The following is a 16,648-nucleotide window of genomic DNA, read 5'->3' on the forward strand; positions in this document are numbered from 1 at the left end:
CCCGGGAACCTTGCGCGACCCGGAATGCCGGCCAGCGGCCGGCACTACATCACGACGGCGGGCGCACAGGCGCCCGCGGCGATTACTTGAACTTGTAGACCACGTTCATGGTGGTCAGCGTGTCGGTCTTGCGCTTGTCTTCGGCGACGTCGCTGTTGTGGCGCGCCTGCCAGCCGGCCTTCAGCGCCAGGTGCTCGTTCATGCTCACCGACACGCCGAAATCGTTCTGCGCGAAGGTGTTGTACGAACCCGATTCGACCAGCAGCGTGTTGACCAGATCGGTGTTCGGGGTCAGCGTGTACTTGAGATCGAACAGGCCACGGCCGATCAGGCCGGTGCGGGTCGCATCGTCTTCGGTGTTGTGGGTGCGGCGCACACCGGGGCCGATCTGCGCGTCCATGTAGAAGCGTTCGCTGTCGATGATCCGGGTGCCGTAACCGAGACCGAACGAACTCTGGCGGTCGTAGGTGGCGAAATCGTCGCGCTCGTAACGCAGCGTGGCGGTGATCTGGCGGTGTTCGCCCAGCTGCAGCGCGCTGCCGGCACTGCCGGTGTAGCGGTTGGCGGTGGTGTTGCGGCGGCGGATGGTGGTGCCGTCGTCGTTGGTATCGGTGTACTCCGAGCGCGAGCGCAGGCCGAACAGGTCCATGCTGTGCACCCAGTCGTCGTCGGTGTAGCGCAGGCGCAGACGACCGTTGAAGCTCTCGGTATTGCTGTTGCCACGGGCCGAGGCAAAGCCCAGTTCACCGCCACTGCCGCTCCAGGGGGAGGTCATCGCCGCCAGTTCGGCAACGTCCTGTGCATAAACCGCCGGGGCGCAGAGCAGCAGGGGAACAAGCAACGAAACGCGCAGGGACATCAACGGTTCTCCGTGATCGGACAAGGGGGAGGGACAACAAGGGGGGGATGATACTTGATGCGTTCTGCGTCACATTCGGCGGCGGGCCCCGGCTTTAGGGCCCGTTCGGCCTTGATCCCTGTTCAGGGAACGTCGATCCGCAGCGAGGCGTCGTCGAAGCGCGAGTAGGTCACGGTGATCCGGAACGGCTGCCCGTTGGTCTGGCCCTTGCGTTCGATCTGCACCGGCAGGCCCTGCGCATTGACCCAGTAGAGCAGGCCATCGGGCGCGGCGGTCGCGTGGCGCACCTCGTATTTGTGGGCGCGCTGGCCGCCGGCGCGTTCTTCGCCGAGGTCGCGCACCTGCAGCTGCGCCGGCTCCAGATCCGCCGGCAGCGGATTGCGCCACTGGGCCAGCATCCCTTCTGGCACCGGGACCTGGCGCACTTCGCCGGCGCGCTGGAGGAAGAAGGTGCCGCCGATGATCGTCTGTGGGCCATCGTCGGTGATCAGCCGGTAGCGGTCCGGGGCCACGTAGTCCATCTGCGCTTCCAGCGCGCGCGGGCCCTGCATCTTCATCACCGCGTGGAAGCTGCGCAGCTGGCCGAAGCGCTGGCTGGCGGCCAGCACGGTGCCGACCGGGTCGGCGGCCGGTGACGTCGCAGCAGGTACGCTGGCCGCGGGCGTTTCAGTGCGCTCACAGCCCCCCGACAGCAGGGCGGCGGCGGACAGGGCAAGGGCGGGCAACAGGCGCATGACGGGCAGCAGCAGGCGATGGGGCCCCCACGATAGCCGAAGATGTCGCCGAAGCCGCCACAACGACGGCGACTCGGACATAATCGGGTCATGGACCGATATGAACGCATCAACGCCCTGCATCGCCTGCTCAAGTCCGCTCGTTATCCGGTAACGGTGGCGGCACTGCAGGAAAAACTGGAGTGTTCCCGCGCGACTGTCTACCGCGACCTGGCCTTCCTGCGCGATGCGCTGATGGCCCCGGTGGAAGGCGATGGCGAGGCGGGATTCCGCTACCAGGCCGACGAAAGCGACCGCTTCGAGCTGCCGGGCCTGTGGCTCAGCTCGGAAGAACTGCACGCGCTGCTGGCCTCCCAGCACCTGCTCTCGCGCACCGGCGGGGGCGTGCTGTCTTCGGTGCTGGCCCCGTTGCAGCAGCGTATCGAAGGCCTGCTGGCGGCACAGGCCGGCGTCTCGACCTGGCCGGTCGACCGGGTCCGGGTCATCCCGCACCGCGGCCGCAAGTTCGATGAAGCCAGTTTCCGCGCGGTGGCCTCGGCGGTGCTGGAACGCAAGCAGCTGGCGTTCGAGTACCGGGCCCGCTCCACCGACGAGGCGACCCAGCGCACCGTGTCGCCGCAGCGCATGACGCATTACCGCGACAACTGGTACCTGGATGCCTGGGACCACGGCCGCGAGGGCCTGCGCAGCTTCGCGGTGGACCGCATCTACAAGGCTCGCGTGATCGATACCACCGCGCGCGACGTGGACGAGACCGAGCTGGACGAGCAGCTCGGCGCCAGCTACGGCATCTTCTCCGGTCCGCCCAAGGGCTGGGCCACGATCGTGTTCAGTGCCAAGGCCGCGCGCTGGGTGGCCGATGAGCATTGGCATTCCAAGCAGCAGGGCCGCTTCCTGCCCGATGGCCGGTACGAACTCAAACTGCCCTACAGCGTCTCGCGCGAGCTGTTGATGGACGTCCTGCACTACGGCTCGGACGCGGAAATCGTCGAGCCGGTGATGTTGCGCGAACAGGCCAAGGCGCTGCTGGCGCTGGCGCTGACCAGCTACGAGTAAGCCGGCCGGGCCGGCATCGGCTCATGCCGTGGGGTCATATGCCCGGATTCCGCAAGGGCCGGGGCGTGCGGTATCGTGGGGCGTTGCTGCCCTTACGGATTCCGCTGCCCCCATGAAAAAGTACCTGCTGCTCCCGTTGCTCGCCGCCTCGCTGGCCCTGGCCGCCTGCGGCAAGCCGGCCAACGACTCCAAGAAGCTGGTGGTGGCCGCGACCGCCGTGCCGCACGCCGAGATCCTCGCCGTGGTCAAGCCGATCCTGGAGAAGGAAGGCCTGACCCTGGAGGTGCGCGTGTTCAACGACTACGTGCAGCCCAACGACCAGCTGGTGCAGAAGCAGGTCGACGTGAACTACTTCCAGACCGAACCGTACCTCGACGCGTACAACCGCGACCGCAAGACCGACCTGGTCAAGGTGATCGGCGTGCACATCGAGCCCTTCGGTGCGTACTCGCGTCGTTTCAAATCACTGGATGCGCTGCCCAACGGTGCCGATGTGGTGATCCCCAACGACCCGAGCAACAACAGCCGCGCGCTGATCCTGCTGCACAAGGCGGGTGTGATCACGCTGAAGGATCCGACCAACGCACTGGCCACCCAGCGCGACATCATCGCCAACCCGAAGCAGCTCACGTTCCGCGAGCTGGACTCGGCGATGCTGCCGCGCGTGCTGGACCAGGTCGACCTGGCCCTGATCAATACCAATTACGCGCTCGATGCCGGGCTCAACCCGACCGAAGACGCGCTGGCGATCGAAAGCAAGGATTCGCCGTACGTGAACTTCCTGGTCGCGCGTCCTGACAACAAGGACGACGCCCGCGTGCAGCAGCTGGCCAAGGCCCTGACCGGTCCGGAAGTGAAGGCCTACATCGCCGAGAAGTACAAGGGTGCCGTCCTCCCGGCATTCTGACCGGCACCTGCGCGAGCCGACCAACGGTCGGCTCCTACCGATGGGCATGACCGCCGACCTACGCTCGGCCCCGGGCGTCACCCCACGCGGAACCCCATCGTCGCGTCCACCGCCTGCTGCCAGCCGGCGTACAGCGCCTCGCGCTGGTCCGCCGGCATCTGCGGGGTGAAGCGTCGGTCCACCGCCCATTGGTCGGCGATCTCCGCCCGGCTGCTCCAGAACCCGGTGGCCAGGCCGGCCAGGTAGGCGGCGCCCAGCGCGGTGGTCTCGGCCACCTGCGGGCGCAGCACCGGCACGCCCAGGATGTCGCTCTGGAACTGCGCCATGAAGTCATTGGCGATCGCACCGCCGTCGGCGCGCAGTTCCTTCAGCTTGATCCCCGCATCGGCCTGCATCGCCGCCAGCACGTCGCGGGTCTGGTAGGCCATCGATTCCACCGCAGCGCGGATGAAATGCTCCTTGGTGGTGCCGCGGGTCAGGCCGAACATCGCGCCGCGGACATCGCTGCGCCAGTACGGTGCACCCAGCCCGACGAAGGCCGGCACCAGATACACACCGCCGTTGTCGGTGGCACGCTCGGCGTAGGCCTGGCAGTCGCTGGATTTGCCGAACATGCGCAGCCCATCGCGCAGCCACTGCACGACCGAGCCGGCGACGAAGATCGAGCCTTCCAGCGCGTACTCCACGCGTCCATCGATGCCCCAGGCGATGGTGGTGAGCAGGCCATTTTCGGAAGTAACGGCCTTGTCCCCGGTGTTCATCAGCATGAAACAGCCGGTGCCATAGGTGTTCTTGGCCATGCCCGGTTCGAAGCATGCCTGGCCGAACAGCGCGGCCTGCTGGTCGCCGGCGATGCCGGCGATCGGCAGATGCTGATCGAAGAAGAACTGCGCCTGGGTGGTGGCATATACCTCGCTGGAGCTGCGCACCTGCGGCAGCATCGCGCGCGGGATGTTGAACAGCGCCAGCAGCTCGTCGTCCCACTGCAGTGCATGGATGTCGAACAGCAGCGTGCGCGCGGCATTGGTGACGTCGGTGACGTGCGCCTGGCGGCCACTGAGGTTCCAGATCAACCAGCTGTCGATGGTGCCGAACAGCAGTTCGCCGCGTTCGGCCCGCGACTGCGCGCCCTCGACGTGATCGAGGATCCAGCGGATCTTGGTTGCCGAGAAATACGCATCGATCAACAGCCCGGTCCTGCGCCGGATCAGCGGCTCGTGGCCGGCGGCCTTGAGCTGCTCGCAGATCGCGTGGCTCTGCCGTGACTGCCATACCACCGCGTTGTGGATGGGCTGGCCGGTGGCCTTGTCCCAGACCACGGTGGTCTCGCGCTGGTTGGTGATGCCGATGCCGGCGATCGTGCGCGGGTCGACCTGGTACCGGTTCAGCAGCTCGGTGATCGTGGTGTAGACGCTGGTCAGGATCTCGCGCGGGTCATGTTCGACCCAGCCCGGCTGCGGGAAAATCTGGGTGAACTCGCGCTGCGCGCTGCCGGCGACGCGCCCGGCGCGGTCGAACAGGAGGGCGCGCGAGCTGGTCGTGCCCTGGTCGATGGCGAGCACGTAGTGCTTGTCCATGGTCTGCTCCGTGGGATCGATGCCGTGAGGCGTGACAGAGATACAGCCTACGGCATCGAAACGCGCGCCTGCAGGGTGGCCGCCAATGCCGCGTGCTGGCCGGCATCCAGGCGCAGGCCGAGATGGCTGCGGCGCCACAGCACGTCGTCGGCGGTGCAGGCCCATTCGTGCGCGATGAGGTAGTCCAGTTCGCGGTCGTGGAGGCCGCCGCCGTGGTCCTGGCCCAGCGCCTCGAGCGTCTGCGCCCCCGCCAGGAACTCACGCGCACGGGTGCCATAGCTGCTGGCCAGGCGCTGCAGCAGGGCAGGCGGCAGGCGAGGGTGGTCGTGCTGCAACGTGCCCGCCACCTGGGCGGCATCACCGCCATCGCCACCCGGCAGCGGCGGTCCACCGGCCGTCCACGCCGGCCCCATCTCCGGCAGCGAAGGCGAGAGGCGCCCAAGTGCTTCCTCGGCCAATGCGCGGTAGGTGGTGAGCTTGCCGCCGAGTACGCTCAGCAGCACCGCGCCGGCGGTGTCCAGTTCCAGCCGGTAGTCGCGGGTGACCCGCGACGCATCCCGGTGATGGTCGGCCAGCAGCGGGCGCACCCCGCTGTAGCGCCAGACGATGTCCTCGGCGCGCACCGGGAGGCGGACGAAGCGGTTCACCGCATCGAGCAGATACGCCTCCTCGTCGGCGCGGGGCCGCACCTGCGCCGGGTCGCCGTCGTAATCGGTATCGGTGGTGCCGATCAGCGTGAAATCCTGTTCGAAGGGGATCGCGAACACTACGCGCTGGTCGGGTTGCTGGAACAGGTAGGCGCTGTCGTGTGCGAACAGCCGCGGCACCACCAGGTGGCTGCCCTGCACGAGGCGCAGCCCCAGCGGCGCATCCAGCCCCGCGCGTTCCAGCACCGTGCCGGCCCACGGGCCACTCGCGTTGACCACGCAGCGGGCACGGATCCGTTGCACATCGCCATTGGTACGGCGCAGCACGGCCCACCAATGGTCGCGGTGGCGGATCAGTTGTTCGCAGCGGGTGCGTGTGCGGATGTCGGCGCCGCGCTCATGTGCATCGCGTGCGTTGAGCAGCACCAGCCGCGCGTCGTTGACGCGCGCATCGGCATAGGTGAAACCGGTCCGGTAGCTCGCCTGCAGCCCCGCACCACGCGGGTCGTGCTGCAGGTCGATGCGCTGCGACGGCGGGAAATGAGGATTGGCCTGCCCGAGGTGGTCATACAGCCACAGGCCGGCACGCAGCATCCACGCCGGGCGCAGATGGCGCGCATGCGGCAGCACGAACGTGGTGGGCGCGATGAGATGGGGTGCCAGCCGGCGCAGTGTCTCGCGCTCGTTGAGCGCCTTGCGCACCAGGGCGAACTCGCCCTGCTGCAGATAACGCAGGCCGCCATGGATCAGCTTGGTGCTGGCGCTGGAGGTGTGGGCAGCCAGATCATCCTGCTCGCACAGGCACACCGAGAGGCCCCGCCCGGCAGCATCCCGCGCGATGCCGGCGCCGTTGATGCCGCCGCCCACCACCAGCATGTCGAAGGATTCGCGCATCGGCTCCCCGGGGCGGACCGGCGGGGTCCGTCGTGGGATCCAGTCTCGGCCAGCGGCCGGCAACGCCCGATGAAGATCGCGGCCCCACAACGACAACGGGCCCGCGAGGGGCCCGTTGTGCGTACTGCATGGTGCGGAACGGCGTGCTTAGAAGCGCGCGCCGATGCCGAAGCCCACGGTCCACGGATCCAGCTTGGCCTTGTCGCCGGTGCCTTCGCCGTTGACGGTCAGCTCCGGGCGCGAATGCATGTAGCGGGCATCGGCGCGGGCGAACCAGGTGCTGTTGATGTTCATGTCCACGCCGACGGTGCCGATCGCGCCCTTGGCGGTCTTGACGCCGATGTGGCCGATGTCGCTGGCGAGGTCTTCATTGCTGAAGTTGGACTCGTAGTAACCGGCGCCCACGAACGGACGGAACACGTTGTCGGCCTGGCCGAAGTGGTACTGGCCGCTCAGCGCGATCGGCTGCTGCTCGACGGTGCCCAAGCGGGCGCCATCGGTGCCGCGCACGCGGTGGTCGAACTTGTCGGCTGCGCCCCACAGTTCCACGGCCCAGTTGTCGTTGATGTAGTAGCTGAAGCTCAGGGTCGGGGCCGGGCCGCCGTCCACCTTGCGCACGCCATCGAGCGGATCGTTCTTCGGCTGCAGCAGCGAGACGCCGCCGACCACGGCGAAGTGCTTGCCGGATGCGGTATCAACAGTGCTGTCCTGCGCGAAAGCAGCCGGCGCAAAAGCAAGAGCAGTCAGGGTAGCCAGGGTCAGGGTACGGATGGAGCGCATGGGGGAATCTCCTCAGGATGTTTTTGTTCTGGGCCCCGGTGTTGTGGGGCGAGGCAACCGTAGTCCCCGCAATATGAATCGCATCCGACGCACGTTAAAATTTAGTTGTTTCCATTCAGCGATCAGTGCGAAACCGCTGTAATTACGGGCCATCATGCAACGCTTGGCATTCATGCATCTGGTGACGGTGTGATGGAAACAACAACGTGCATCGGCTTTCCTGCGCAGCTGAACGCCGACTGCCGCGTGCTGGTCCTCGGTTCGATGCCGGGCGTGGCATCGCTGCAGGCCGCGCAGTACTACGCCCATCCGCGCAATCGGTTCTGGCCGCTGATGGCCGTGGTGTGCGGGATCGACGCAACGCTTCCTTATCCGGATCGCGTGCGCGCACTGAACACGGCCGGCGTGGGCGTGTGGGACGTGATCGGACAATGTGAGCGGCGCGGCAGCCTGGATGCGTCGATCGTGCGGGGCAGTGAAGTGCCCAATGCGTTGAGTGCACTGATCGAAGAGTTGCCCGCGCTGCGTGCGATCGCCTGCAATGGGGGAACCGCGTACCGCGCGTTCCAGCGGTTCATTGCCCCGGCGCTGATCGGCCCGGCGCAGGCGCTGCCGGTCTGGTCGCTGCCTTCCACCAGCCCGGCCAACGCGGCCTGGCCATTGCCCCGGCTGACGCAGGCATGGCAACCGCTGGCCGACGCGGTGCGGCGCTGAGGCGGGGACAGCCGCGGACAATACGGTACCGACTGGAAAATTCCGCTTTGCGCTGCGCGAAGCCGAATCCGGCCAAAGCAGATGCCTGCAACAGCCTGTCCCGGGACAGCGGCGCTGAAAATTCGCCAAGCCGGTTGGCGCTGGCGCGCGAAGCCCCCACAATAGGCGATTCCCTACACCAGATTGCCGGAGTTTTCCCCATGGCCGAAATCAAGGAAGCACTTGTCCCCGATATCGGTGACTACAGCGATATCCCGGTAATCGAGGTGCTGGTCGCCGTTGGAGATACCGTCAAGAAAGACCAGGGTCTGGTGACGCTGGAATCGGACAAGGCCACGATGGAAGTGCCGTCCTCGGTGGCGGGCATCGTCAAGGAAATCAAGGTCAAGATCGGCGACAACCTCTCCGAGGGCAAGCTCGTGGCCCTGATCGAAGTCAGCGAAGAGGCCGCCGCGCCGGCCGCTGCTGCTGCGCCGGCCCCGGCCGCCAAGGCGGAAGCCGCCGAGACCGCGACCAAGGTCGAGCCGGTCGCCACCCAGGCTGAGCCGGACAAGCTGGCCGCCCGTGATATCGAGCAGTCGGCCGCCAAGCCGACCCAGCCGGCCCCGGCCGCCGCTGCTCCGTCGGGTGGCTCGCCGACCAGCCCGCCGGTCGCCTTCAACGCCGACAGCGTGCTGCCGCAGAAGGTGCCCTACGCGTCGCCGGCCGTGCGCGTGTTCGCCCGCGAGCTGGGCGTGGACCTGAACCAGCTGAGCGGCACCGAGAAGGGTGGCCGCATCACCAAGTCCGACGTACAGAAGTTCGTCAAGTCGGCCCTGGCCGGCGGCGGTGCGGCTGCCAGCGGTACCGTGGCGGCCGGTGGCGGTCTCAATCTGCTGCCCTGGCCGAAGGTCGACTTCAGCAAGTTCGGTGAGGTCGAGGTCCAGCCGCTGTCCCGGATCAAGAAGATCTCCGGCGCGAACCTGGCCCGCAACTGGGCGATGATTCCGCATGTCACCCAGTTCGAACAGGCCGACATCACCGAGCTGGAAGCCCTGCGCGTTGCGCTGAACAAGGAAAACGAGAAGGCCGGCATCAAGCTGACCATGCTCGCCTTCCTGGTCAAGGCCAGCGCCGCGGCGCTGAAGAAGTTCCCGGAGTTCAACGCCTCGCTGGATGCCAGCGGCGAGAACCTGACCCTGAAGAAGTACTTCAACATCGGTTTCGCGGCCGATACGCCGAGCGGCCTGGTCGTGCCGGTGATCCGCGACGTCGACAAGAAGGGTGTGGTGCAGATCGCGCAGGAATCCGGCGAACTGGCCAAGAAGGCCCGTGACGGCAAGCTCGGCCCGGCCGACATGAGCGGTGGCTGCTTCTCGATCAGCTCGCTGGGCGGCATCGGTGGCACCGCGTTCACTCCGATCGTCAATGCACCGGAAGTAGCGATCCTGGGCGTGTCCAAGTCGTCGATCCAGCCGGTCTGGAACGGCAAGGAATTCGCCCCGAAGCTGATGCTGCCGCTGTCGCTGAGCTACGACCATCGCGTCATCGACGGCGCACTGGCCGCCCGCTTCACCACCTACCTCTCGCAGGTGCTGGCCGACATGCGGCGCGTCCTGCTGTGAAGCAGGGCCTGGTCCTGGCCGGGCTGCTGATGGCGCTGCCGATGGCGCAGGCGGGCGCGCGCGAATGCGCGTCCGACCTGGGCCATGGCTGGCCACCGGCGGTCGGCAACTACGGCCAGGCAGTGGAAACCCTGTTCGACGGCAACGCGCAGCCGGCGTTGTCGCTGGTCAGCCTGCCCAAGAGTGGCGTGGAGACCGGCGTGGCGCTGCTGCCCGGTCCCGGGGACCAGGCATGGACCCTGCGCTACAGCCGGGCCGACAAGCGCGTCTACAGCTGGAACAGCGGCACCCGCCAGGGCGGCGTGGAACTGCGTGTGGACCAGCAGCCGGACCAGTACCAGGTCAGCATCCCGGCGCCGTTGGCGCAGCGGCTGCTGCACAGCTGGCAGGCCGCGCTGGCCGCGCAGGTGCCGGGCGACCGCAAGGCGCCGGTGCTGGACGCTGACGTGCTGTCCTTCACCGTGGATGGCCAGCGTTACAGCGGCACCCGGCCGGAGTGCGGTGCGGGCCGGTTGATGATGAAACAGGTGGCGCTGCTGATCGAAGCCAGCGACACCAAGGAAAAGAAGCTCGACCGTCGCTGGAAAGATCTGGACGAGTCGCTCGACGAACTGCAGCAACTGCTCGGCGGCAAGGCCGGCTGAGCACCAGGAGAACACGAATGGCCGCAATTGAAATCAAGGTTCCCGACATCGGCGATTACAGCGGTGTCCCGGTGATCGAACTGCTGGTCGCCGTGGGTGACACGGTGAAGAAGGACCAGGGTCTGGTCACGCTGGAATCGGACAAGGCAACGCTGGAAGTGCCGTCGTCGGCCGCCGGTGTGGTCAAGGAAATCAAGGTCAAGCTCGGCGACAACCTCTCCGAAGGCGACGTCGTGCTGGTGCTGGACGCCGAAGGCGAGGCCGCCGCGCCTGCCGCGCCGGCCAAGGCGGAAGCGCCGAAGGCCGAGGCCGCCCCGGCCAGCAAGCCGCCGGTGACCCCGTCGCACCGCGCCCCGGTCGAACCGGCCGCGCCGCAGCCGGCGCTGTCCTCGGGCAAGCCGGCCGACATCGAATGCAAAATGGTGGTGCTGGGCGCAGGCCCGGGCGGTTACACCGCCGCCTTCCGTTCGGCCGACCTGGGCGTGGACACCGTGCTGGTCGAGCGTTACGCCAGCCTCGGCGGCGTCTGCCTCAACGTGGGCTGCATCCCGTCCAAGGCGCTGCTGCATGCGGCCGCGGTGATCGACGAAGTCGCCCACGCCGGTGATTTCGGCGTCGAGTTCGGCAAGCCGACCATCACCCTGGACAAGCTGCGCAGCTACAAGGAAAAGGTGGTCACCCAGCTGACCAAGGGCCTGGCCGGCATGGCCAAGCAGCGCAAGGTGCGCACCGTGCAGGGCCTGGCGAAGTTCGTCTCGGCCAACGAGCTGGAGATCGTCGGCGACGACGGCAAGACCCAGCTGCTGCGTTTCGAGCAGTGCATCATCGCCGCCGGTTCGCAGGCAGTGAAGCTGCCGAACTTCCCGTGGGACGACAAGCGCGTCATGGACTCCACCGATGCGCTGGAGCTGGCCGAAGTGCCGGGTTCGCTGCTGGTGGTCGGTGGCGGCATCATCGGCCTGGAAATGGCGACGGTGTATGCGGCGCTGGGCAGCAAGGTGACCGTGGTCGAGTTCATGGACCAGTTGATGCCGGGCGCCGACAAGGACCTGGTCAAGCCGCTGGCCGATCGCCTCAAGAAGCAGGGCGTGGAGGTCCACCTGAAGACCAAGGCGACCGACGTCAAGGCGGACAAGGCCGGCATCACCGTGTCCTTCGAAGCCGCGGTGGAGGGCGAAAAGCCGGGTCTGGACGCCAGCACCTTCGACCGCGTGCTGGTCGCGGTGGGCCGCTCGCCGAACGGCAAAAAGATCGATGCCGAGAAGGCCGGCGTGCAGGTCACCGACCGTGGCTTCATCCCGGCCGACCGCCAGATGCGCACCAACGTGCCGCACATCTTTGCGATCGGCGACATCGTCGGCAACCCGATGCTGGCGCACAAGGCCACGCACGAGGGCAAGCTGGCCGCGGAAGTGGCTTCCGGCGAGAAGAAGGAATGGGTGGCGCGCGTGATTCCGTCGGTGGCCTACACCAATCCGGAAATCGCGTGGGTCGGCGTGACCGAAACCGAAGCCAAGGCCAAGGGCCTGAAGGTCGGCGTGGCCAAGTTCCCGTGGGCCGCCAGCGGCCGTGCGATCGGCATCGGTCGTACCGAGGGCTTCACCAAGCTGATCTTCGACGAAGAAACCCACCGCATCATCGGTGGCGCGATCGTGGGCGTGCACGCCGGCGACCTGCTGGCCGAGATCGGCCTGGCGATCGAGATGGGTGCGGAGGCCGAAGACATCGGCCACACCATCCACGCGCATCCGACGCTGAGCGAATCGGTGGCGATGGCCGCGGAAATCTACGACGGCACGATCACCGATCTGTACATGCCGAAGAAGAAGTAGGTCACCACCGTTGGTGGTGACATCGACGCAAAAACCCCGGCGAAAGCCGGGGTTTTTTGTAGTTGTTGTCGGCGATGCAGCATCGCTTGGACTCGGCCTGCGCACCGAAGCGCTGACCCGATGTGCTTCTCCAAGCAGTCGCTGGGATTCTTGCTGGGCGGGTACGGATACCCTGTGGGGCGAAATCAAGGAGGAGGTGACGGCCACAGGCCGTCGCCGGGGGACATTCGCCCGACAGGGTATCCGTGCCCGCCACTCGACCAAGCCGCCCTTAAACCCTAAGCGCACAAAAAACGCGGCCCCCGATTTCCCGGAGGCCGCGCTTGGAGAGAGGCAGTGCGAAGGGCTTAGAAGACGAAGCTGACGCCTGCGACCGGACCCTTGAACTCCTGCTTCAGACCGATCGTGCCATCGCTGCCGCTCTGGTCGACGTCCAGCTTGAACCAGTCGTAGCCGGCGAACACACCGAAGTTCTTGGTGAAGCGGTAATCGACGATCGCATTGGCGCGGCTCAGATCACCGTCGTAATCGTCGAAGTTGCCCCACTTGGTGTTCAGGTACTGGCCCTGGAGCGTGATCATCCACTTCTCGGACGGGGTGAAGCTCAGGCGGGCACCGACCACCGGCGCAACACCGTCGGCCTTCTCGTCCAGGAACTCGCCCTGGTACAGATCGCCGACATCGGCGTAGGCCTTGGTGCTGACCTTCGCGTACTCCGCACCCAACTGCAGGCCGAGGTCGAACGTGTCGGTGTCCACCACCGAGTAGTCGTACACCAGGCTGGCGACCTGGTACTTCAGCTCACCCTTGATGAAGCTGCCGGCCGGCACGTTGGTGTCGCCGAAGCTCACGCCCTCGTCGAGCGTCTCGCGGCGATCCTTGTCGTACTTGAAGTAGTTGAACAGCAGGCGCTGGCGGTTGCTGATGCGGAACATGCCGTCCACGCGCGGCTCCCATTCCTTGCCACCCAGGCCGAAATCTTCGGAGAAGCCCACATCCTGGCCAGCGATGTTGGTGTTGCCGCGGATCGTGTTGTCCGAATCAATCTGCATCGCACCCAGGCGAAGCGCGAAACGGTCGTCGCCTTCGGCAGCATGGGACGGAGCGGCGTAGGAAAGTGCGGCCAGAGCGACTGGCACGGCAAGCAGGGAGAGCATCGGGCGCATCGGGGGTCCTTGCGGTGGTTCTAGTGATGTGGCGTCACATTGCCCACTGCGACGTCCACCATTCGTGAAGGTATGGTGGAGGCTGTGTGTACCGTTCATGCGCGCGGCCGGACCGCAGGTCCGTGCGGTGGCCGTTTTCGGGGCGGATTACCGTTACCCGCGGGCCACGGCGACCCTGTCCGGCCGCGACGCCGCGCCGGCCCGAAAAAAGAGGGTGGCCCCGGAGAGGGCTTCGGGGCCACCCTGTACCAGCCCGCTCGCGGGACGCCGACGAGGATTCAACGGCAGGCTCATGGATCCGACCGGGGCAAGGGGCCAAAGTTCAACATGTTGCACTGCCGCATCGCGCTGCTCCTGCGCAAACCGATTGGACCGCAGGTGGCACAGGTGCGCGGGAGGCCCCAACGGCGGGCTTACATCCGGGATGAACAGGCAGCGGTTGTCTCTCAAATTGTCCCATTGCTATAATTTGGCGGCTCGACGAGGCGTTTGCTTGCGGCCTCGGCCTTTCTACTCACAACCATGCAGGACATTCACGTGCTGAACTCCGTTGACGCGGGTCGGCGACTGATGCTGCGCGCAGCGGTTTACCCGCTCGCTGCAGTGGCTGTCCTGGCTCTTGCCCTGCTGCTGTGGGGAGGCCCGAAGGCCGCTCTGGGGGCGCTGCTCTCCGGTGTGGCGGTTTCTGCAGCCGGCTGGGTCGCCGCGCGGATGGCGCTCGGCGGCGGGGTGCAGGCGGCGGGCTCGGCGATGACCCGCCTGATCCTGGCGGTGGTGGCAAAGTGGGTGCTCGTATTCGGCGTCCTGATGGTGGGGTTCCTGGTCTTCAAGCTGCCTGCATTGGCGCTGCTGGCCGGTATCGCCGTCGGATTGATGTTCCAGGTCCTGGCTCTGGCCAGGCGCTGATCCAATTTATTTAACTCAAGGTTCCGGACACATGGCAGGCGAGGCGCTGACACCCACCTCCTACATCCAACATCACCTGCACAACCTGACGTTCCATATGCAGGAAGGTGGTTTCTGGGCAATTCACGTCGACACCATTGTGACTTCGGTCCTGATGGGTCTGTTGATGGTGTTTGGCTTCTGGATGGCAACCCGCAAGGCGACTGCCGGCGTCCCGGGCAAGTGGCAGGCGTTCGTCGAGATCTGCCTGGAGTTCGTTGACCGCCAGGCCAAGGACACCTATCACGGCACCAGCAAGCTGGTGACCCCGATCGCGATCACCCTGTTCTTCTGGATCCTCATGATGAATCTCATCAAGATGATCCCGGCCGACTTCATCGCCATGCCGCTGGAAGCCCTCGGCGTGCCGTACTGGAAGCCGGTCCCGACCGCCGACGTCAATGCCACCCTGGGCATGTCGATCAGCGTGTTCTTCCTGATGCTGTTCTTCGCGCTGCGCTCCAAGGGCCTGGGTGGATTCACCAAGGAATTCCTGACCGCGCCGTTCGGCAAATGGATGCTGCCGTTCAACCTGATCCTCAACATCGTCGAGTGGCTGAGCAAGCCGATTTCGCTGGCGATGCGACTGTTCGGCAACATGTTCGGCGGCGAAATCGTCTTCCTGCTGATCTGGGTGCTGGGCGGTGCGGGTATCGCCGGTGCCATCGCGGGCGGTGCATTCGGCCTGGGCTGGATGCTGTTCCACCTGCTGGTGATTCCGCTGCAGGCGTTCATCTTCATGATGTTGTCCATCGTGTACCTGAGCCTGTCGGAAGACGCTCACTGAGTTTCGCTTCACCCTTCATCCGTTTGTTTCTAAACCCTTAGCTATTCAAAGTTCCAGGAGAAAACCATGTACTTCGCCGTCCTGACCAACCTCGCCCAAGTCCAGAGCTCCACCGTCCTCGCCGTCGGCATCATGATCGGCCTGGCCGCGCTGGGTGCCGGTCTCGGTCTGGCCATCATGGCCGGTAAGTTCCTGGAATCGGCTGCCCGTCAGCCGGAACTGATTCCGGTTCTGCAGGTCCGCATGTTCATCACCGCCGGCCTGATCGACGCCGCGTTCATCATCTCGGTCGCCGTCGGCCTGCTGCTGGCCTTCGCCAACCCGATGATCGGCGAGTTCGTTGCACGCCTGCCGCAGGTTGCTGGTTAATCCAGCAACAGCGAAACGATCAGGCGCCTTGTGCGCCTGATCGCGGATGAAGGATCGGATGCGCCGCCACGGCGGCCCATCCACCCCGTCACCCCCGATTGAGCGAACCCCATGGATATCGGTTTTACCCTCGTTGCCCAGGGACTGGCGTTTGCCGGTCTGATCTGGATCATCGCGACCAAGATCTGGCCGCCGTTGATGAACGCCATCGAAGAGCGTCAGCAGAAGATCGCTGAAGGCCTCGCCGCTGCCGACCGCAGCCAGAAGGATCTGGCCCAGGCGCAGGAAAAGGTCAACGATGCACTGAAGGATGCGCGCACCAAGGCCAACGAGATCATCGATCAGGCCCACGCACGCGCCAACCAGATCGTTGATGCCGCCAAGAATGAAGCCATCGTCGAAGCCAACCGCCAGAAAGACCTGGCCCACGCCGAGATCGAAGCTGCCGCCAACCGTGCCCGTGAAGATCTGCGCAAGCAGGTGTCCGCGCTCGCCGTGAGCGGTGCCGAAAAGCTGCTCAAGCGCGAAATCGACGCCAACGCCCACAAGGCGCTGCTCGACGAGCTGGCCTCGGAGATCTGATCGATGAGCCAGGCCCTCACGCTTGCACGCCCGTATGCCCGCGCCGCGTTCGCGACCGCGCGCGACGAAGGCACGTTCGCGCCGTGGTCGGACGCGCTTGCGTTCTCCGCCCACGTAGCTGCCGACCCGCGCGTGGCGGCCTTGCTGTCGAACCCGGAACTGGACCGCGACGATGCCGTCGCGCTGCTGGTGCCGGAATCGTCCAGCGAGACCTTCGGTCGCTTCCTGGCCATCCTGGCCAATGCGCACCGTCTGCCGCTGCTGCCGGAAATCGCCGGCATGTACGACCAGCTGCGCGCTGAAGCCGAACACGTGGTCAAGGCCACGGTGACCTCGGCCACCGAACTGTCCGGCGCCGAACTGGACGCCATCAAGGCCGCGCTGCGCAAGCGCTTCGGCGGCGAGGTGGATGTGACGACCGCGGTCGACGCGTCGCTGATCGGCGGTGCCGTGATCGACGCTGGCGATGTGGTCATCGATGGCTCGCTCAAGGGCAAGCTGTCGCGCCTGCAGACCGCGCTCGCTAACTGAATTCATTTAACGTCCGGCGT

At 66.2% G+C, this 16,648-nt stretch carries 17 protein-coding genes; 11 read left to right on the top strand and 6 right to left on the bottom strand.

Features of this window, described 5'->3' with window-relative positions:
- Window positions 1-82: 82 nt before the first annotated feature.
- A complete protein-coding gene (locus tag ABE473_RS09520) occupies window positions 83-859 on the bottom strand; it encodes a DUF481 domain-containing protein (protein WP_346489306.1) in 777 nt (258 codons plus the stop codon).
- 122 nt (window positions 860-981) lie between these two features.
- Complete coding sequence (locus ABE473_RS09525; protein ID WP_346489307.1) at window positions 982-1,593, bottom strand: hypothetical protein; 612 nt, start codon at window positions 1,591-1,593, stop codon at window positions 982-984.
- Between the two features lie 90 nt (window positions 1,594-1,683).
- Here ABE473_RS09525 and ABE473_RS09530 point away from each other — a divergent pair, with 90 nt between their 5' ends.
- Together ABE473_RS09530 and ABE473_RS09535 are read left to right on the top strand one after the other, a co-directional pair.
- The gene (locus ABE473_RS09530) at window positions 1,684-2,649 is read left to right on the top strand and encodes a YafY family protein (protein ID WP_121040104.1); all 966 of its coding nucleotides are present in this window, start codon (window positions 1,684-1,686) and stop codon (window positions 2,647-2,649) included.
- A 112-nt stretch (window positions 2,650-2,761) separates the two neighbouring features.
- Window positions 2,762-3,556: a MetQ/NlpA family ABC transporter substrate-binding protein gene (locus ABE473_RS09535; RefSeq protein WP_346489308.1), complete on the top strand. Its 795-nt coding sequence runs from the start codon at window positions 2,762-2,764 to the stop codon at window positions 3,554-3,556.
- Between the two features lie 77 nt (window positions 3,557-3,633).
- Here ABE473_RS09535 and glpK read toward each other — a convergent pair whose 3' ends face one another.
- From glpK to ABE473_RS09550, 3 genes are all read right to left on the bottom strand, one after another.
- Complete coding sequence (glpK, locus tag ABE473_RS09540) at window positions 3,634-5,133, bottom strand: glycerol kinase GlpK (protein ID WP_346489309.1); 1,500 nt, start codon at window positions 5,131-5,133, stop codon at window positions 3,634-3,636.
- Window positions 5,134-5,180: 47 nt separating this feature from the next.
- Window positions 5,181-6,674: a glycerol-3-phosphate dehydrogenase gene (gene glpD / locus ABE473_RS09545; RefSeq protein WP_346489310.1), complete on the bottom strand. Its 1,494-nt coding sequence runs from the start codon at window positions 6,672-6,674 to the stop codon at window positions 5,181-5,183.
- 147 nt (window positions 6,675-6,821) lie between these two features.
- Window positions 6,822-7,454 carry an OmpW family outer membrane protein gene (locus ABE473_RS09550; protein WP_019183623.1) on the bottom strand — a complete coding sequence of 211 codons (633 nt, stop codon included), beginning with the start codon at window positions 7,452-7,454 and terminating at the stop codon, window positions 6,822-6,824.
- A 192-nt stretch (window positions 7,455-7,646) separates the two neighbouring features.
- On the opposite strand from ABE473_RS09550, the gene ABE473_RS09555 reads away from it, so the two are divergent.
- The 4 genes from ABE473_RS09555 to lpdA all read left to right on the top strand — a co-directional run bounded on the left by ABE473_RS09555 (window position 7,647) and on the right by lpdA (window position 12,248).
- Window positions 7,647-8,168 (top strand): DNA-deoxyinosine glycosylase, encoded by a 522-nt coding sequence (locus tag ABE473_RS09555; protein ID WP_346489370.1) that lies wholly within the window; start codon window positions 7,647-7,649, stop codon window positions 8,166-8,168.
- A 200-nt stretch (window positions 8,169-8,368) separates the two neighbouring features.
- Window positions 8,369-9,772, top strand: a complete 1,404-nt coding sequence (aceF, locus tag ABE473_RS09560; protein ID WP_346489311.1) for a dihydrolipoyllysine-residue acetyltransferase — start codon at window positions 8,369-8,371, stop codon at window positions 9,770-9,772.
- A gap of 29 nt (window positions 9,773-9,801) precedes the next feature.
- Window positions 9,802-10,416, top strand: coding sequence for a hypothetical protein (locus tag ABE473_RS09565; protein WP_346489371.1), 615 nt, complete (start codon window positions 9,802-9,804; stop codon window positions 10,414-10,416).
- A 17-nt stretch (window positions 10,417-10,433) separates the two neighbouring features.
- The gene (lpdA, locus tag ABE473_RS09570; RefSeq protein ID WP_346489312.1) at window positions 10,434-12,248 is read left to right on the top strand and encodes a dihydrolipoyl dehydrogenase; all 1,815 of its coding nucleotides are present in this window, start codon (window positions 10,434-10,436) and stop codon (window positions 12,246-12,248) included.
- Window positions 12,249-12,595: 347 nt separating this feature from the next.
- Here lpdA and ABE473_RS09575 read toward each other — a convergent pair whose 3' ends face one another.
- Complete coding sequence (locus ABE473_RS09575; RefSeq protein WP_346489313.1) at window positions 12,596-13,414, bottom strand: hypothetical protein; 819 nt, start codon at window positions 13,412-13,414, stop codon at window positions 12,596-12,598.
- Between the two features lie 537 nt (window positions 13,415-13,951).
- Here ABE473_RS09575 and ABE473_RS09580 point away from each other — a divergent pair.
- The 5 genes from ABE473_RS09580 to ABE473_RS09600 all read left to right on the top strand — a co-directional run bounded on the left by ABE473_RS09580 (window position 13,952) and on the right by ABE473_RS09600 (window position 16,628).
- Entirely contained in the window at window positions 13,952-14,320 is a 369-nt protein-coding gene (locus ABE473_RS09580) for a hypothetical protein (protein WP_172407534.1), read from the top strand.
- Window positions 14,321-14,351: 31 nt separating this feature from the next.
- Complete coding sequence (gene atpB, locus ABE473_RS09585) at window positions 14,352-15,146, top strand: F0F1 ATP synthase subunit A (RefSeq protein ID WP_346489314.1); 795 nt, start codon at window positions 14,352-14,354, stop codon at window positions 15,144-15,146.
- A 66-nt stretch (window positions 15,147-15,212) separates the two neighbouring features.
- Window positions 15,213-15,515, top strand: a complete 303-nt coding sequence (atpE, locus tag ABE473_RS09590; protein WP_017354883.1) for a F0F1 ATP synthase subunit C — start codon at window positions 15,213-15,215, stop codon at window positions 15,513-15,515.
- A 111-nt stretch (window positions 15,516-15,626) separates the two neighbouring features.
- A complete protein-coding gene (locus tag ABE473_RS09595) occupies window positions 15,627-16,097 on the top strand; it encodes a F0F1 ATP synthase subunit B (RefSeq protein ID WP_019183632.1) in 471 nt (156 codons plus the stop codon).
- A gap of 3 nt (window positions 16,098-16,100) precedes the next feature.
- Complete coding sequence (locus tag ABE473_RS09600; RefSeq protein WP_176988114.1) at window positions 16,101-16,628, top strand: F0F1 ATP synthase subunit delta; 528 nt, start codon at window positions 16,101-16,103, stop codon at window positions 16,626-16,628.
- Window positions 16,629-16,648 lie beyond the last annotated feature (20 nt).

The organism is Stenotrophomonas sp. TWI700 (assembly GCF_039673645.1).
Classification (GTDB): Bacteria; Pseudomonadota; Gammaproteobacteria; order Xanthomonadales; family Xanthomonadaceae; genus Stenotrophomonas; species Stenotrophomonas maltophilia_AA.

Excerpts from the sequence above, each read along its gene's own strand:
- ABE473_RS09535 (WP_346489308.1), top strand. The coding sequence starts at position 2,762 with ATGAAAAAGTACCTGCTGCTCCCGTTGCTCGCCGCCTCGCTGGCCCTG.
- glpK (WP_346489309.1), bottom strand. The coding sequence starts at position 5,133 with ATGGACAAGCACTACGTGCTCGCCATCGACCAGGGCACGACCAGCTCG.
- atpE (WP_017354883.1), top strand. The coding sequence starts at position 15,213 with ATGTACTTCGCCGTCCTGACCAACCTCGCCCAAGTCCAGAGCTCCACC.
- ABE473_RS09575 (WP_346489313.1), bottom strand. The coding sequence starts at position 13,414 with ATGCGCCCGATGCTCTCCCTGCTTGCCGTGCCAGTCGCTCTGGCCGCA.
- ABE473_RS09530 (WP_121040104.1), top strand. The coding sequence starts at position 1,684 with ATGGACCGATATGAACGCATCAACGCCCTGCATCGCCTGCTCAAGTCC.
- ABE473_RS09555 (WP_346489370.1), top strand. The coding sequence starts at position 7,647 with ATGGAAACAACAACGTGCATCGGCTTTCCTGCGCAGCTGAACGCCGAC.
- ABE473_RS09550 (WP_019183623.1), bottom strand. The coding sequence starts at position 7,454 with ATGCGCTCCATCCGTACCCTGACCCTGGCTACCCTGACTGCTCTTGCT.
- glpD (WP_346489310.1), bottom strand. The coding sequence starts at position 6,674 with ATGCGCGAATCCTTCGACATGCTGGTGGTGGGCGGCGGCATCAACGGC.
- ABE473_RS09520 (WP_346489306.1), bottom strand. The coding sequence starts at position 859 with ATGTCCCTGCGCGTTTCGTTGCTTGTTCCCCTGCTGCTCTGCGCCCCG.
- ABE473_RS09525 (WP_346489307.1), bottom strand. The coding sequence starts at position 1,593 with ATGCGCCTGTTGCCCGCCCTTGCCCTGTCCGCCGCCGCCCTGCTGTCG.
- ABE473_RS09565 (WP_346489371.1), top strand. The coding sequence starts at position 9,802 with ATGGCGCTGCCGATGGCGCAGGCGGGCGCGCGCGAATGCGCGTCCGAC.
- ABE473_RS09600 (WP_176988114.1), top strand. The coding sequence starts at position 16,101 with ATGAGCCAGGCCCTCACGCTTGCACGCCCGTATGCCCGCGCCGCGTTC.
- lpdA (WP_346489312.1), top strand. The coding sequence starts at position 10,434 with ATGGCCGCAATTGAAATCAAGGTTCCCGACATCGGCGATTACAGCGGT.
- ABE473_RS09595 (WP_019183632.1), top strand. The coding sequence starts at position 15,627 with ATGGATATCGGTTTTACCCTCGTTGCCCAGGGACTGGCGTTTGCCGGT.
- aceF (WP_346489311.1), top strand. The coding sequence starts at position 8,369 with ATGGCCGAAATCAAGGAAGCACTTGTCCCCGATATCGGTGACTACAGC.
- atpB (WP_346489314.1), top strand. The coding sequence starts at position 14,352 with ATGGCAGGCGAGGCGCTGACACCCACCTCCTACATCCAACATCACCTG.